The sequence below is a fragment of the Duganella sp. CF458 genome, from assembly GCF_900113115.1.
In the GTDB taxonomy this organism is placed as follows: domain Bacteria; phylum Pseudomonadota; class Gammaproteobacteria; order Burkholderiales; family Burkholderiaceae_D; genus Rugamonas.
This window is the reverse complement of record NZ_FOOF01000021.1, coordinates 48,853-65,658: the sequence shown is the minus strand read 5'-3', so window position 1 is coordinate 65,658 and position 16,806 is coordinate 48,853. Positions and strand designations below refer to the sequence as shown.

The window sequence follows — 16,806 nt, the reverse complement described above, 5'->3', positions numbered from 1 at the left end:
ATCGATTTTATTATCGCAGCAGGCGCAGGCCATACAGGCCACCGGCCACCGAACCTGGACGGGCGACGAACTTCACTTCCAGCGTGCCGTCGCTGGCCGCGCCGGCCGGCACCGGCAGGTCCAGCGAGTAGAACGCCTCCCCCTTGCGCTCAATGGCGACCTCCTGCAGCAGGCTGCCGTTCAGTAACACGTCAAACTTGCGGCCCGCATCGCCCGAGGAAAAGGTCAGGCGCAGCATACGCGCAGCTCCCTCGCGGTCCTTCAGTTGATAGCTGAACCACCCGCTGGCGTGCCGCCAGTGCCGTGTGCCGTTCAGTCCCGCGTCGGCGCCCTCTCCTTTGAAGAAGTGGTCCGATTCAGGCTGTTGCTCGCCGGGTGCCACTTGGTCAATGGTACGGGCGTCCAGCGCCAGGCGTTCGGCTTCGGCGGTGGCCGCCTTCGAGCGCATGCCGGCCAGTTCGGCCGGCGTGGTTTGCTGCCAGTAGATCATGTAGCGGGAATCGTGCAGGCGGAAGAAGGGAATGAAACGCACAGCATTCGCTCCCGCCCCCTGCACCAGTCCCGGCGCTGTGAACGTCAGCGGCTGCCCCGGCACCGCCTTGAATTTGTCGAGGAAGTCCTTGCGATCGCTGACGAACACCGGCGCCGCCTCCTGCGGGCAGACCTTGCCCTGCGCTATATGGCCCATGCGGGAGTCGTCGGCCATGAAGTTCAGGCGCTCGCCGGGGAAAGGCGAAGTCTTTGCCGCCATTAAGATGGGGCCGTGCAGCACGGCGTAGTAGTTCGACTTGTCGGGCATTTGCTCCAGCGTGGTGCGCATCGGCAGGCGCACGTCAACCGTGTCGCCCTTGCGCCATTCGCGCGCCAGTTCGACATAGCCGCCGGGTGCCGCATGCACCGCTACCGCCTTGCCGTTCAAGCGTACCGCCAGCGCGCCTTTCGCCACCCAGCCGGGGTAACGGACTTTCAGGGTGAACCTGCCGCCGCTGTCGATCGTCAGCCGGGTGCTTGCCTGATCGGGGAACCTGTTGGACTGGGTCAGGATAACGCCCTTCCCTCGCCAATCGAGGCGCGAGGGAATGAACAGGTTGACCAGCAATGCGTCGCCGTCATGGGCATAGATGAACTCACCGTACTTTGCGTGGCTCTCGATGCCTGAGCCGACGCAGCACCACATACCCTTGTCCACTTCCGAATAGACGCGGTAGTGGTTGGGGCGCATCGGCGTAAAGTAGACCAGACCGCCGCTCCCGGGATGCTGTGAGGACAGGATATGGTTGTATAGCGCGCGCTCGTAGTAGTCGCCGTATGCCGCACCCGGATCGCGCTGGAACAGCAGTTCGGTGAGCTTGAGCATATTGTAGGTGTTGCAGGTTTCCGGCCCCTCCACCTCGCTGCTCATCGAAGAGAAGTCCTTGTCGTCGTGGAAGTGCTCCTTGACGCTGTTGCCGCCAATGGCGACAGTACGGCGTTCGCGCACGGTGCGCCAGAAAAAGCTGGCGGCGTCATGCCATTGCCGGTCGCCGGTCAGTTCGGCGATGCGTTCGAAGCCGATCACTTTCGGGATCTGGGTGTTGGCGTGCAGGCCGGTCAGCTCGTCGCGGCCCGCCGCGAGCGGCTGCAGGATCGCCTGGTGGGAAAAGCGCTTGGCAGCGGCGAGATAGCGCTGCTCGCCGGTCAGTTGGTAAACGTCGGCCAGCACCTCGTTCATGCCGCCATGTTCGGCGCGCAGCATGGCCTGCATTTGCTCGTCGCTCAGCGCATCGGTCATGGACACCGTCCAGTCGGCGAATTTGACCAGCATATGCCGTGCTTCCTCGTTGCCGGCGTAGCGCCATGCGTCGCGCAGGCCGGCAGCGATCTTGTGCAGGTTGTACCAGGGCACCCACCTGCCATTGACCGAGAAATTGTCGGCATGGAGCTTGCCTTGGGCGATGTCGTTCCATGCCTCCCGTCCGCCGGGAATGCCGCCAAGGTAGCCGCCCGGCGCCTGTGCCTTCTTCAGCTCCTGTACGAAGTAGTCGAGGCGTTCGCGCACGCTGCCATCGCCCGTCGCAGCCCACATCAGTGACAGGGCCGACAGGTAGTGGCCGCCCATATGGCCATCGAGGCCGCTGGATTCCCAGTTGCCGTAGGATGGTTTCCGCAACGGCAGGCCGGCCTCGCGGCGGAATGGCGCCAGCAACCTATCCGCGTCGAGCGCCAGCAGGTAGCCGCGGTTTGTTTCCTGGGCTTGCAGGAAAGGGCTTGGAAGAAGACGAACGTCCTGCAGCGGGAACAGTTCGGCGGCGCTCGCGGCGAACGGGACGCCAGCCGCCAGCAGCGCGACAAGGCCCCGTCTCATTGTTGCACGCTTCGGTAGCTGTCCAGTTCCGCTGCGTCGACCATCGGCCAGCCGGCGCCATCCCAGTGCATCTCCATGACCTTCAGCTTCTGCAGGTATTTGTCGGCTGTTTCGTAAGCATGCAACACCATCACGTCCTTGCCGTCGAAGGTGTATGCGCTGTTGTGGCCGAGCGCCTTCCACTTCGCGTTCCCCTGCACTACCAGCGAGCCGCCGCCGAGCGCCAGATCCTTGCCATCTTTGTCCAGATATGGCCCGGTGACAGCGCGCGAGCGGCCGACGACGACGTGATAAGTACTCTTCTCCTTCTGGCAGCAGAGGCCCCATGAGACGAACAGGTAATACCAGCCGCTCTTGCGGAAGATGAACGGCGCCTCGATTTCCGCCGGCCCGCCGCTGTCATCCTTTACAAAGGCCGGGCGTTCCCGCGCTGCGATGGTGCTCCAGACTTGCGGCTCTGCCGGGCGCGTCCAGGCTTCATTCAGCTTGACCAGCTTGATGCCGCCCCAGAACGAGCCGAACGCCATCCACCCGCTGCCTTTTTCGTCTTCCACCACATTGGAATCGATCGCATTCCAGATGTCGCGGCCCGGCACCGATTGCACGACGATGCCCTGGTCTTCCCATTTGTAGTCGGGCGAACGAGGGTCCAGCGTCTTGTTGACGGTCACACCGATAGCCGAAGTATTCTTGCCGAATGCGGAGACGGAGTAATACAGCAGGTACTTGCCGTCGTGATGCTGGATATCCGGCGCCCACACATGGTCGTCGAAGCCCGGCGCCGCCTTGGCGGCAGCGGCGGGATGGCCGGGGAAGACGCGGCCTTCCGGCCTCCAGTGCCGCATGTCCTTCGAGCTGTAGAAAGCGATGCCAGGCCCGGTCGAATACAGGTAATAGGTATCGCCCTGCTTCGCCATCACCGGATCGTGCACGCTCACCTGGCCCGCCTGCGCCAACTGCGCCAGCAGCGCCAGCAGAAAACCGGCACCCAAGATCCATCTGCTCATACTCAGCTCCCCGTCCTCGCGCCCCAAAGCGAAACGCCTGCCTTTGACTGCACAGTGAAGGTCACCGCGAAGGCATCGGCATTGGCATTCCACTGGCGCGACAATACCCCATTGTAGGTCGTCCCGTCAGACAGCGTGATGCTGAGCTGATTGCCGCCCTGGTGCGCCCAGGTACCCGACATCGCCCCGCTGACGGTACCGCCTGCAGCCAGGACAACGGCCTGCGATTGCTTGATGGCCGCAGAAATGTCCTTGCCGTGGTTGATCACCTTATACGTGCCGGCGGCATCGGCGGCCGTCACCCCCGCCGAAGATGGTACGTAGCGGAAGGGCGCGACGACCGGCCAGCCATCGGCATTGATGAACATTTCGTGCACGCGCACTTCGTGCGCCTCTCCTTGCCCCGGGAAGCGGGTATGGAAAACCAGGAAGTACTTGCCTGTTGCAGCGTCGTAGTAAGCCGAGTTATGGCCCGGCGACACATAGCCCAGTGCAGTACCGCTCTCGCCGCTCGCCAGGATGAACTGGTGGTTGCCCATCAGCTTCTGGCCGTGCGGAGCGATGCTGGCGTCGTCGAACAGCGGCAATGCCGGATTGGCCTTGACGGCCGCCATGTCGGTGCCTGCCCCATCCACGTAAGGACCGTCCGGATTCAGGGACCGGGCGACGCGCATGTTGTAGCCGCCGTTGGCATCCAGGCCGCCGAACGACACGAACAGGTAGTAGTACTTGCTGTCGGGGCTATACAACACATACGCGCCTTCGATGCGCGCATGGTTGCCGCCCATTAGGTGCTTGCCGTAACCCTGGCCCGGCTTGGGCAGGCCGGTGACCGGGTCCATCTCCATGATGAAGATGCCGCCCGAATATGAGCCGTACACCATCCATAGCTTGCCGCCGCTATCGCGGAAGACGTTCGGGTCGACCACGTTCGGATGTTTGGCCGCATCGTAGATGGTGCCATCGGGGCTGGCTTCACCCCACATGCCGGACTTCAGCAACAGCTGTTTGTTGACGTAAGGGCCTTCCACCTTGTCCGCCACCGCAACCCCAAGGGCGGAGCGTGGCGAATCGCCTTTGCAAGCGCAGTAGTACATGTAGAACTTGCCATCATCCAGCCTGGCCACGTCCGGAGCCCACAGCGTATCGGTCTGCGCCCAGCTTAATGTCTCGGCCAGGGCCACGGTGACGTTGTTGAACAATGGGTTGCCGGCATTCACGCCATCGGCAATCTTGGTCCAGTTCATCCAGTCTACGGTCTTGGCCGCCGCCAGGTGGGACCCGAACACATAGTAGGTATCGGCGGCCTTGATCACAGACGGATCATGCACCGATACATTGGTGAAGGCGACCGTGGCGGCGGGCGGCACCACCGGAGGCACCACCGGCGGCGTTGCCACTGGCGCGGAGGCGGTCGTGGAAGCTCCGCTACCGCCGCCGCAACCGCCGACCGTTGCCAGCACCGCGCCGGCTGCCGCCGTGCGCAGCAGCATGCGGCGCTGAACAGAAATATTCTCCATCTCAGCCCCCGATTGCCACCACCACGACAGACTTGGCAGGCATCTTCACCGTCAGCTTGCCGCCGCTGGCCTGAACGGCGATGGGCGCCGGTTTCACCGCATCCGGCTTCGCGAAGGTGTTATGCGCATCCATCTCGTTGGCAGTCAGCACGCGCGCGCTGGCCTTGCGGTCGCCTACTCCAGCGATGTTTACTTCTTCCGCATCGCTCGGGTGGGTATTCACCAGCGCCACGTAAACCTTGCCATCCTTGCCGCGTGCAGCCGAAGCGCTCACCTGCGCAATACTCTTGTCTCCGGAGGCGTACTTGCGGTTACCTTCCAGTGCCAGCGGCAGCGTGGTCGCGCCCTGGAACGGCACGTACATTTCGTAGGCGTGGTAGGTCGGAGTCAGCAGCATCTTCTCGTTATCGGTCAACACCATGGCTTGCAGCACATTGACCATCTGCGCAATATTGGTCATGCGCACGCGGTCGGCGTGGTCGTGGAAGATGTTGAAGTTCAGCGCCGCCACCACCGCATCGCGCAGGGTATTCTGCTGGTACAGGAAGCCGGCGTTGGTGCCCTTCTCGACGTCGTACCAGGTACCCCATTCGTCGACGTAGAAGCCCAGCTTCTTCTCAGGGTCGTTCCTGTCCAGGACCGCCACGTTGTTGCGGATATGGTCTTCCATGCGCATGGTCGCGTTCAGGGTGGAGAACCATTCGTTGGCCGGGAAGCCGGTCGCGGCCCCCTTCACTTCCCATTTTCCGGTCGGGATGGTGTAGTAGTGGAAGCTGATACCGTCCGTCATGTTCTTGGCCGACTTGCTCAACTCCTCCGTCCAGGTGGTGTCGTTATCGTTGCCGCCGCTGGCGACTAATTTCGGGCGTCCCGCCGGTGGGGTCTTGAGGAAGGTGGCGCTCTGGCGGTACAGGTTCGCGTAATAATCCGGCTTCATATTGCCGCCGCAGCCCCAGGCTTCGTTACCGACGGCGAAGTAGGCCACCTTGAATGGCTTGTCGCGGCCATTCTTGCGGCGCAATTCCGGCAGGGTGGACTTGTTATCGGACGTCATATATTCCAGCCATTCCGCCATTTCCTGCGGCGAGCCGGTACCCAGGTTGCCGTTCACGTAGGCGTCCGCGCCCAGTTGTTCGACCAGGTCGAAGAATTCATGGGTGCCGACGGCATTGTCCTCGTCGACGCCGCCCCACATGGTATTGATCTTGACCGGACGCTTGTTGCGCGGGCCGATGCCTTCGCGCCAGTGATATTCATCGGCGAAGCAGCCGCCCGGCCAGCGTACCAGCGGCACGTGCAGTTTTTTCAGGGCGCCGATCACGTCATTGCGCCAGCCGCGCGTGTTGGGAATCTTCGATTTCGGGCCCACCCACATGCCGCCGTAGATGCCGGTGCCGAGGTGTTCGGCGAACTGGCCATAGACGTCCTTGTTGATCACCGGGCCGGGTTTGGCAGTGTCGACCGTTACTGTGGTGGCAGCTTGCGCAAGGCCTGCGGTGAGCATGGCCAAAGCGATCATCGTCTTCTTCATAGCATCTCCTTGTTTATTGTTTGAATACCGCAACGAAGCCGCCGCGTGGCTGCATCGTGATTTGCTGCCTGCCCGCGGCGGTGGGGCGCTGGCTGAATTCGCGCTCGCCGGCGCCATCGGTCACCAGGGTGCCTGCGCCAAGATCCACCGACACCTCCTGCGCGCTGTCCTGCGCGTTGAAACCTGCCACATACCAGGTATCGCCTGCCCGGCGCGCCAGCACGACGTAGCGCGCCGGCACACCGTCGACAAAGCGTACATCGTCCCAGCTACGCGGCAGGTTGCGCAGCAGGTCCTGCACATAGGCCGGGGCGGTCGCCATGCCCTCGGGGATTTCAGCGAAGTGCTGGATGCCGGAAGTGAACAGTACCGCTTCCGCCAGCTCAAAGCCGTTGCGGGTAGCGCGCCTGATGTTGGGAATGTCACCGAAAGCCATTGGTGTGAAGTCCATCGGGTCGAACAGGTTGCGTGCGAACGGCACCATGGCGGCGTGCGCGGCCACCTTGTCCTGCCAGCCCTGTTCGAATGTCGAGAACTCGAAGCCGCGCACCGCTTCGGCCGTCATCAGGTTGGGATAGGTGCGGCTCCAGCCGCGGGGCAGCGTGGCGCCATGGAAGTTGACCAGCAGGCCGGCTTCCGCCGCATCCTTCAGGATGTCGACGTAGTAAGCGATAAATGACTGGCCGTCGCCGCCGAAGAAGTCGATTTTCACGCCTTGTATGCCCATTTCACGCAGGCGCGTAAATTCCGCACGGCGCGCCTCGCGCGTCAGCAACTTGCCCTTGGGCGAATACTCCGTCTTGTTCCAGCTGCCGGAGGAGTTGTACCAGGCCAGCAGGCCGACGCCCTTCCCCGCCGCGTAGCGCGCCAGCTCACGCATCTTGTCGTAGCCGATCTTGCGGTCCCAGTCGGCGTCGACCAGGGTGTAATCCCACTTCATCTGCACCGCATAGTCGATGAACTTCTTCTGCACATCGAATACGGTGGCATCGTCTTTCAGGATGGCCCAGCTCCACGAAGCGTGCCCCGGCCGCACCAGGCTTGCGTCGAAAGGAATCGCTGGTGCGGCAAGGTCGGTACCCAGCGTCGACTGCATGACGGTGGCCAACGGCCCCAGGGCCAGCACGCGCCATGGCGAGATGGCACCGCTGCCCATCAGGGCGCCGCCGGGGAACACTTCCGGCGCGCTCGGGCCGCCGATGCGGTATACGCCGCCCGGCGACTTGTCCTGCAGGCGCGAGGCGTGCCAGCTGCCGTCCATGCCGGCCTCGGTCAGCGCCACCCAGTTGTCGCCGCTGCGGAACAGCGCCGGGAAGACCCAGCCCGATGGCAGCGGGGACGCGGTGCCGACCGGGATATCGGCCTGGTAGTACTCTTCGTATGAGGGGTTGGTATTGGCCCAGCCGGTCTGCGCCACCGACATCGGCTGCAGCCACGCACGGGCAGCACCGGGGAAGGCGAAACTGGTGGCCTCGCTGCGTACCGTGCCACCGGCAGTCTCGTAGCGGAACGCCACACCGTCGTTGGAAACGCGGAACACGATATCGAGCATGCGCCCCCGCCTATCGCGCAAGGAGAAGCGGCGTTCGTTGGCTTCGTAATGGTTATTGCGGCGCTTGCCTGTGGCCAGCGTGTAGTTTTCGGAAATGCGCTGCACCGCGCCGGCCGAAGCCAGGCGCAGGCTGCGCGTCAGGTCGGTCGACTGCAGTTGCAGGCCGAGGCGGGAAGCCAGCAGCACCGGCTGGCCGGCGCGTGCGACCGCGTAGGTCGGCTCGCCGCGCGGCGACAGTTCAAACTGCACCTTGATTTGCTTGTCAGGGCTGGCGATGTCGTGCGCGACGGCGCATGCCTGGGCGGCCAGCAGCAACACCGGGAGGGCGAGCTTCAGCATGGCTGCCTCCTGTTAAACCCAGCCTGCATCGACGATAAAATCCTGCGCCGTGCACATGGCGCTGTCATCGGCGCCCAGGAACAGGCACATGGCAGCGATATGTTGCGGCAGCAGCTTGCCCGGCAGGCACTGGCTGCGGGCGATTTCCTCTTCCGCCGCGGCGTCGACCCACAGGTCCACCTGGCGCTGGGTCATGACCCAGCCCGGCGTGACCGTATTGACACGCACGTTGTGCTTGCCGAGGTCGCGCGCCATGCCGCGCGTCAGCCCGTGGGTCGCGGCTTTGGCAGTCGCGTACACGGGATAGCCGGCGCCTTTGGCGATCCAGGAGATCGAACCGATATTGATGATGGAGCCGCCGCCCTTGGCCTTCATGCCCGGCAGCACTGCCTGGCAAGTGAAGAACAAGGGGCGTTGATTGATCGCGATGCGCTGGTCCCAGTACTCCGGAGTCACATCTTCGACACTATGACGCTGGTCGTTGGCAGCATTGTTGACCAGCACGTCAAAATCGCCCAGCTCCGCTGCCAACTCCTTCATCGTGTGCTGCAGCGCCGCAATGTCGGTGATGTCGCAGGCGCGGAACAGTGGCCGCCCGGCGCCGCTGGCGGCAATGGCGTCGCACAGCGTTTCGCTATCCGCTTGCGCAATGTCGACGAACGCCACGCTGGCGCCCTGCTTTGCAAAGGCCTCGACGATACTGGCGCCGATGCCGGTGCCGCCGCCGGTGACAAATACCCGTTTTCCCTGGAGGCTCGGGTAGTTTGCTGCTTGGGTCATGGTGTCTCCGTATTTTTACTGTATTGTTTTAGTGCTGCCCGAGCACGCCGTCGCGGCGCCGCCATGTATTGCCCTGGTTTGCATCCTGCAGCACCGGCGGCAGCAGCGTGGCAGGCAAGTCCTGGTAACACACGGCGCGCAGGAAGCGGTAGATTGCCGCCGTGCCGACCGAGGTGCTGCGCCCGTCCGAGGTGGAAGGGAACGGGCCGCCGTGCACCATGGCACTGGTCACTTCAACGCCGGTCGGGTAGCCGTTGGCCAGGATGCGGCCGGCCTTGCGCTCCAGCACAGGCAGCAGCTTGCGCGCGGTCTCGGCGTCGCCGTCCGCCATCTGCAAAGTTGCTGTCAGTTGGCCTTCCAGATGTTCCGCCACGGCGATCATCTGGTCGATGTCGCGGCAGGCGATCACCAGCGAAGCGGGGCCGAATACCTCATCCGACAGTGCGTGCTGCGACAGGAATGCCTGCGCGGTGGTGCGGAACAGCGCGGCGCCGCCTTTGCAGCCGCTGTGCGCGATGGCGGTAACAGTGGCTACCTCGGCGTGCGATGCCAGCGCCTGCACGCCGCGCTGGTAGGCGCCGGCGATGCCTGCGCTCAGCATGGTTGCCGGTGCCACACCGCCGAGCGCCTGGGCCGCACTGGCGCAGAAGCGCTCCAGGCCTGGACCTTCGATGCCGAGCACCAGGCCGGGATTGGTACAGAATTGGCCGACGCCCAGCGTCAGCGAGGCCGCGAAACCAGCGGCGATGCTGTCCGGCCGACCGGCTAGCGCTTCCGGCAACAGGAATACCGGATTGATACTGCTCATCTCCGCGTACACGGGAATCGGCTGCTTGCGCGCCGCGGCGGTGGCCATCAGCGCGGTACCGCCGCTGCGCGAACCGGTAAAGCCGACCGCCTGGATGGCAGGATGCGCCACAAGCGTCTGGCCGATATGGCTGCCACTACCGGTCAGCAGGGCGAACACGCCAGCCGGCAAGCCGCATTGGGCTACCGCGGCAACCACCGCGCGGCCCACCAGTTCCGAGGTGCCTGGGTGGGCGGAGTGCGCCTTGACCACCACCGGGCAGCCAGCGGCGAGCGCGGAAGCGGTATCGCCGCCGGCGACGGAGAACGCCAGCGGGAAGTTGGAAGCGCCGAAGACTGCCACCGGGCCGACGCCGATCAAGCGGTAGCGCAGGTCGGCGCGCGGCGGCGTGCGGGTTGGCAAGGCGACGTCGATGCGCGGGTCGCACCATGAGCCTTCGCGCAGCAGGGCCGCGAACATCTTGAGCTGGTTGCAGGTGCGGGCGCGCTCGCCTTCCAGGCGGGCTTGCGGCAGGCCGGTTTCGGCCATGGCGCGCTCGATCAGCTCCACGCCGAGGTCGAGGATGTTTCGCGCAATGGCGTCCAGCAATTCCGCGCGCGCGGCGTCGCTGGTGGAACGGAAGGTATCGAATGCGGCGCCAGCCAGCAGGCAGGCCTCATTCACCTGCTCGACACTGACCGCGTTGAATTCTTCGCCGAACTGCTGCTCCAGGCCAGGGTTGAAGGCGCGCTGTGCGGTCCCCTCCCCGCGCAGGGCAACCCCGCTAATGAGTGCTTCGCCGGTGATGGTCATAGTTGGTTCACTTTCCTGTAGCGGGATTCCTGGATGCGCAGCGGATTGCGCAGGGCCGGGCCGAAGGCCGGCGCTTCGACTTCAAAGGTTTCGCCGGCCTGCACGGAGATGCCGTCCGCGAAGCTCAAGGTGGCGGTACCGAAGAAGTGGATGTGCACGTCGCCCGGGCGGCAGAACAGGCCATACTTGAAGTGGTGGTATTCCAGGTTGGCGATGGTGTGCGACATATTATTTTCGCCGCTGACGAAAGCTTTCTGCCAGCGCACAGCGCCATCCTTGCCGACGATGCGCGAGGCGCCGTCGATATGCCGCGGCAGCTCGCCGATGCGCAGCGCCGGGCCCAGGCCGCAGTTGCGCAGCTTGGAATGCGCCAGGTAGAGGTAGTTCTGGCGCTCGGTCACGTGGTCGGAGAATTCATTGCCGATGGCGAAACCGAGGCGGTACGGCTGGCCGTCTTCGCCGATCACATACAGGCCGGCGATTTCAGGTTCTTCGCCTCCGTCGAGCGAAAACTCGGGCATGGCCAGCGCCTGGCCTGTGGCGGCGACAATCGAACCGTCGCCCTTGTAGAACCATTCCGGCTGCACGCCGCGCTGGCCTTCGGCCGGCTTGCCGCCTTCCACGCCAAGGCGGAACATCTTCATCGAATCGCTCAGCGACTCGACGTCGCCGCCGATCTTGCGGTGCATCGCATCGCGCGCATCGGCGCTGCCAAGGTGGGTCAGGCCGGTGCCGGTCACATAACAGTGGGCCGGGTCGACGTGGTCCAGCGGCGGCAGGATGCGGCCGGCAGTGGCCACCGCCTCATAGCTGGCGATGGTGGTGCCGATGGCAGCTTGCGCCGCTTCGGCCAGGCCTTTGCCTCGGCTGATGGCGCGTTGCGCCAGTTCGTATGTGGTATAGACGCCGTCCAGAACGCGCAGCGTATCGCCGTCGAGGGACGCCACGCGGCGGGACCCGCCTTCGTTGGTGAATTGTACGAGCAGCATAGGTTCTCCTTAGTGCGAGTGGCGCGGCACGGCGGAACCGCGGCAGCCGACGAGGAAGTCGAAGTCGCAGCCTTCGTCGGCCTGCAACACGTGGTCGATATACAGTTGCTGGTAACCGGACTTCGGCGGCTCCTGCTGCGCGGCGCGTTCGGCGAGGCGTGCCTTCATTTCCTCGTCGCTGATGTCGAGCTGCAGCTTGTTGTTGGCGCAATCGAGTTCGATCCAGTCGCCATCCTTGACGGCGCCGAGCGGGCCACCGGCCATCGCCTCCGGCGCCACGTGCAGCACCACCGTGCCGTAAGCAGTACCACTCATGCGCGCGTCGGAAATGCGCACCATGTCCTTGATGCCTTTGGCCAGCAGCTTCGGCGGCAGGCCCATATTGCCCACTTCCGCCATGCCCGGATAACCTTTCGGGCCGCAGTTCTTCATCACCAGGATCGAGTTCTCGTCTACATCCAGGTCCGGATCGATGATGCGTTCCTTGTAGTGATCGAAGTTCTCGAACACCACCGCCTTGCCGCGATGCTGCATCAGGTGCGGCGAGGCGGCCGACGGCTTCAGCACGGCGCCGCGCGGCGCCAGGTTGCCGCGCAGGATGCAGATGCCGCCATCGGCGATCAGCGGGTTGTCGATCTGGCGGATTACTTCATCGTTGTAGACCGGCGCATCGGAGCAGTTCTCGCCGATGGTCTTGCCATTCACGGTCAGTGCTTGCGGATGCGGCAGCAGGCTCGCTTCGCCCATGCGGCGGATCACGCCCGGCAGGCCGCCGGCGTAGTAGAACTCTTCCATCAGGTAGCGGCCGGACGGCATCAGGTCGACGATGGTCGGCATGCCCTTACCCACCTTGGTCCAGTCTTCCAATTCCAGCGGCACGCCGATACGTCCGGCGATCGCTTTCAGGTGGATCACGGCATTGGTCGAGCCACCGATGGCGGCGTTGACGCGGATCGCGTTTTCGAAGTTTTCGCGCTTGAGGATCTTGGACAGGCGCAGGTCTTCCCACACCATCTCCACGATACGGATGCCGGACATATGCGCCAGCACATAGCGGCGCGCATCAACCGCGGGAATCGCGGCATTGTGCGGCAGCGAAGTGCCCAGCGATTCGGCCATGCAGGCCATGGTGGAAGCCGTACCCATGGTGTTGCAGGTACCGGCGGAACGCGACATGCCCGCCTCTGCCGACATGAACTGGTGCATGGTGATTTCGCCGGCCTTGACCTGCTCGTGCAGCTGCCACACGGCGGTGCCGGAGCCGATGTCCTTGCCGTTCAATTTACCGTTCAACATTGGGCCGCCCGTTACGACAATGGTCGGCAGGTCGACGGAAGCAGCACCCATCAGCAGCGCCGGGGTGGTCTTGTCGCAGCCCACCAGCAGGACCACGGCGTCCATCGGATTGCCGCGGATGGATTCCTCCACGTCCATGCTGGCCAGGTTGCGGGTCAGCATGGCGGTCGGGCGCAAGTTGGACTCGCCGCTGGAGAACACCGGGAATTCAACCGGGTAGCCGCCCGCCTCCAGGATGCCTTTCTTGACGTGCTCCGCGAGTTGGCGGAAGTGGGCGTTACACGGGGTTAGTTCGGACCAGGTATTGCAGATGCCGATGATCGGCTTGCCGCGGAATTCGTGGTCAGGGATGCCCTGGTTCTTCATCCAGCTCCGGTACATGAAGCCGTTCTTGTCCTGCGTCCCGAACCATTCGGCCGAGCGCAGTTTTATCGTTTTCTTTGTCTCTGACATGGATTCCTCCGCTTATCGATGGAGGAAATGTTACGGCTGAGAGTAATATATTTCTAATGACTTATTTGTCGATACCAATATCAAAATCAGTATCGCGAACAGCGGAAGGACAGCATGTTGCGGTACTCCTCTCCAGGCCGCAGGATCACGCTTGGGAAGTGCGGTTGGTTGGGCGCATCCGGGAAGTGCTGCGGCTCCAGGCAAAAGCCGCCACGCTGCGGGAAACCCAGCGAACCATCGAGGAAATTCCCGCTGTAGAACTGGATTCCCGGCTGGTGAGTGAGCACTTCCAACTGGCGCCCGCTGCGTGGTTCGCGCACCCGCACCGCGCAGCGCATGCCGTCCGCAGGCGCCAGCGCAAAGTTATGGTCGTACACCGCCTCGCCGATGGCACGCGGCTCGCGGAAGTCGAACGGTGTTCCCGCCACCGGCGCCAGATCGCCGGTTGGTATCAAACCTTCGTCGACCGGCGTGTAATGGGGCGCATCGATCCACATTTCGTGATGGTTGATGGTGCCGATGGTGCCGATGGTGCTGCTATCGGCCAGGTTGAAATACGCGTGGTGGGTCAGGTTGACCGGCGTGGCACGGTCGGTGGTGGCACGCAGGTCCACCGTCAGCGCGCCATCGTCGTCCAGCGTGTAAGTCGCCTGGACGTCAAGATTGCCGGGATAGCCCTGCTCCCCGTCTACGCTGCGGTAGCGCAGCACCAGGGCCTCGCCTTCCATTGAAGCTTCCCATACAACCTTGTCGAAGCCTTGGGCCCCGCCATGCAGATGATTGGCGCCATCGTTGACCGATAGCTGGTGCGCGACGCCATCCAGCGTGAAACGGCCCTGCGCGATGCGATTGGCGCAGCGCCCGATCAAGGCGCCAAAGTAAGGCGAGCGGCCGAAATATTCCGCCGCCGTGTCGAAGCCCAGGGTGACATTGCCCAACCGGCCGTCGCGGTCCGGGACAAGGATGTGGGTGACGATCCCGCCGTAATTGGTGATCCTGACCTCCATGCCCTGGGCATTGGTCAGGGTGTACAGGGACAGCGGCGTGCCGTCCGGTGCGTGGCCGAATGGCGCGCTCTGGATCATGTGTGCTTACTCGATAACAGATGGTCGTCCGAAGACAGGCATGCCTTGCGCATCCCAGCGCAGCGGCTTGACGAATGTATGGCGGTCCGGGTTCCACAGCGGATCGCCCACGATTTCCGTGTATGTGCGGGCATGGTACACCAGCAGTACATTTCCATCCGCGTCCACGGTGAAGCTGTTATGGCCTGGTCCGTAAATGCCGTGTTCGAAGCAGGTTTGCAGCACCGGCTCCTTGGCCTTGCTCCACGCGGCCGGGTCCAGCAAGTCCGCATCGGCGTCGGCCCACAGCAGGCCCATGGCGTAGTTCTCGTCGGTGGCACTGGCGGAATAGCTGATGAACACCTTGCCGTTGCGTTGCAGGACAGACGGGCCTTCATTCACCCAGAAGCCGCGGATCTCCCAGTCGAACTCCGGCTTGGTCAGCATCACCGGCCTGCCCTTGATCTGCCAGGGGGTTTCCATCTCCGCGATGTAGAGATTGGAATTGCCCTCGATTTCATTGTCCTTCTGCGCCCACAGGTAATACAGCTTGCCTTGGTGGGTGAAGGTGGTCGCGTCAAGGCAGAAGGTATCGATGCCGGAATCGACCTGCCCCATGAATTCCCACTCGCCTTCCAGCGGATTGGCGTTCTGGTTGCGGATCGCGTACATGCGGTGCTGGAACAGCTTGTATTTGATGTCGCGGCTGGGCGCGGCGGCGAAATAGACATACCAGGCGCCTTGGTTGTAGTGCAGCTCAGGCGCCCAGATCAATTCACTGTAAGCGCCCGTGTCCGGCTTGTGCCAGACGTCCACGGGCTGCGCATCGCGTAAACCTTCGATGCTGCTTGCGCGGCGCAGCTCGATGCGATCGTACTGCGGCACCGAGGCGGTGAAGTAATAATAGCCGTCGCTATGGCGAACGATATAAGGATCGGCGCGCTGCTCGATCAGGGGGGACAGTTTTTGCATAGTCAAGCGCTTACGTAGCCATGGGACTTCATGCTCTCTTTCACAGTGCCGTAGTATTCGTCGCTGATGCGATAGGCGAACATCAACAACCCCATAAGCAAGTGGAAGAAGCCCGGAATCACCGACAGCATCAGGGCGATGCCGTTCAGTGCAAATTCGGATTGCGCCTGGTTAGGCACATAATTGAAATAGGTCAGCAAGATGCCTACCAGGCCGCCGGCGATCGCCATGCCCGCCTTCTGGCAGACCGAGATGCCACCGAAAGCAAAGCCGGACACACGCTTGCCGGTCTTGACCTGGCCATAGTCGATAGTCTCGCCGATGGCGGACCAGAACACTGGGGCATGCAGGTCGACGATGAACGACAGCGCGAAAAACAGCACGAAGGCCAACATCACGTCGCCCGGCTTGACGCACAGGTAGATCGCCACGCTGATGCCAGCCACGATCAACTGCGTCCAGCGGAAAAGCTTGACCTTGCAATACACCTTGGTGATCCAGGTCGAGGCCACCATGGACAATATAGCGGCAACCACCCCGGTGGACAGGAAGGCCGACACCTGCGCCGTGTTGAGGCCCAGGTAATATTTGGCGTAATAGATCGCCACCGAACCGCGCACCACGTAGCCGATGGTGCCGGTCACGCAAACGCCGCACAGGATCAACCACTGGTCATTCTTCATCAGCACGTTCAGTTGTTCGCCCAGCGACTGGCGCACCACGACATGATGTACGCGCTCGGTAGTGGTGAAGAAGCAGAACAGGAACAGCGCCACGCCCAGCGCCGCCATCACCGCCATCGCCATCTGGTAACCATGGGCCGCGTTGCCCTCGCCCCAGCGTTCCGACAACAGCGGCACCACGATGGTCACCAGGAAGGCGCCGATCTTGGCGAAGAACAGCCGGTAGCCATTGGCCGACAGGCTCTCCTTCGGATCGCTGGTCAGCGCACTTGGCAGGGAAATATAGGGAATGCCGACACCTGCCGTCATCACGGTCATGACGATGTAGGTGGAATATGCCCATACCAGCTTGGCGTCATAGCCCCAGTCCGGCGTGGAGAACACGAACAGGATACTCACGCCATAAGGGACCGCGAGCCACAGCAGGTAAGGTCGGTAGCGCCCGAACCGGCTCGTGAAGCGGTCGGTGATCTGGCCCATGGTCAGGTCGGCCACCGCGCCTACCACCTTCACCAGCACGAATAACAGCGCCAGGTCTTGCGTGCGCAAGCCATAGATGTCGGTGTAGAAGAAGGTAATGATCAGCATCATCGAGGAAATCACGACATTGAGTGCCGCATCCCCCGCCCCGAAGCCCGCTTTTTCGAGCACCGACATCTTTTGGTTTTGCATGGTA

Annotated in this window: 12 protein-coding genes; all 12 read right to left on the bottom strand. The window is 63.2% G+C overall.

From position 1 onward, the window contains the following. Positions 1 to 10: 10 nt before the first annotated feature. The 12 genes from BM269_RS25860 to BM269_RS25805 all read right to left on the bottom strand — a co-directional run bounded on the left by BM269_RS25860 (position 11) and on the right by BM269_RS25805 (position 16,802). Positions 11 to 2,344 carry a glycoside hydrolase family 127 protein gene (locus BM269_RS25860; protein WP_090444325.1) on the bottom strand — a complete coding sequence of 778 codons (2,334 nt, stop codon included), beginning with the start codon at positions 2,342 to 2,344 and terminating at the stop codon, positions 11 to 13. Then, positions 2,341 to 3,351 carry an arabinan endo-1,5-alpha-L-arabinosidase gene (locus tag BM269_RS25855; protein ID WP_090444321.1) on the bottom strand — a complete coding sequence of 337 codons (1,011 nt, stop codon included), beginning with the start codon at positions 3,349 to 3,351 and terminating at the stop codon, positions 2,341 to 2,343. Before BM269_RS25855 ends, BM269_RS25860 begins: the two co-directional genes overlap by 4 nt. A 2-nt stretch (positions 3,352 to 3,353) precedes the next feature. Beyond that, positions 3,354 to 4,871, bottom strand: a complete 1,518-nt coding sequence (locus tag BM269_RS25850; RefSeq protein ID WP_304443174.1) for a glycoside hydrolase family 43 protein — start codon at positions 4,869 to 4,871, stop codon at positions 3,354 to 3,356. A 1-nt stretch (position 4,872) separates the two neighbouring features. Continuing rightward, entirely contained in the window at positions 4,873 to 6,402 is a 1,530-nt protein-coding gene (locus BM269_RS25845) for an alpha-N-arabinofuranosidase (RefSeq protein WP_090444318.1), read from the bottom strand. 13 nt (positions 6,403 to 6,415) lie between these two features. Then, positions 6,416 to 8,293 carry a glycoside hydrolase family 97 protein gene (locus tag BM269_RS25840; RefSeq protein ID WP_090444315.1) on the bottom strand — a complete coding sequence of 626 codons (1,878 nt, stop codon included), beginning with the start codon at positions 8,291 to 8,293 and terminating at the stop codon, positions 6,416 to 6,418. Between the two features lie 12 nt (positions 8,294 to 8,305). Continuing rightward, entirely contained in the window at positions 8,306 to 9,073 is a 768-nt protein-coding gene (locus tag BM269_RS25835; RefSeq protein WP_090444313.1) for an SDR family NAD(P)-dependent oxidoreductase, read from the bottom strand. 28 nt (positions 9,074 to 9,101) lie between these two features. Then, entirely contained in the window at positions 9,102 to 10,673 is a 1,572-nt protein-coding gene (locus BM269_RS25830; RefSeq protein WP_090444310.1) for an aldehyde dehydrogenase (NADP(+)), read from the bottom strand. Continuing rightward, positions 10,670 to 11,662, bottom strand: coding sequence for an AraD1 family protein (gene araD1, locus BM269_RS25825; RefSeq protein ID WP_090444307.1), 993 nt, complete (start codon positions 11,660 to 11,662; stop codon positions 10,670 to 10,672). Before araD1 ends, BM269_RS25830 begins: the two co-directional genes overlap by 4 nt. 9 nt (positions 11,663 to 11,671) lie before the next feature. Further along, positions 11,672 to 13,411 (bottom strand): IlvD/Edd family dehydratase, encoded by a 1,740-nt coding sequence (locus tag BM269_RS25820; protein WP_090444303.1) that lies wholly within the window; start codon positions 13,409 to 13,411, stop codon positions 11,672 to 11,674. An 86-nt stretch (positions 13,412 to 13,497) separates the two neighbouring features. Then, positions 13,498 to 14,496 carry an aldose epimerase family protein gene (locus BM269_RS25815; RefSeq protein WP_090444300.1) on the bottom strand — a complete coding sequence of 333 codons (999 nt, stop codon included), beginning with the start codon at positions 14,494 to 14,496 and terminating at the stop codon, positions 13,498 to 13,500. A 6-nt stretch (positions 14,497 to 14,502) separates the two neighbouring features. Further along, positions 14,503 to 15,447, bottom strand: coding sequence for a glycoside hydrolase family 43 protein (locus BM269_RS25810; RefSeq protein WP_090444296.1), 945 nt, complete (start codon positions 15,445 to 15,447; stop codon positions 14,503 to 14,505). A gap of 2 nt (positions 15,448 to 15,449) precedes the next feature. After that, complete coding sequence (locus BM269_RS25805; protein WP_090444293.1) at positions 15,450 to 16,802, bottom strand: MFS transporter; 1,353 nt, start codon at positions 16,800 to 16,802, stop codon at positions 15,450 to 15,452. Positions 16,803 to 16,806 lie beyond the last annotated feature (4 nt).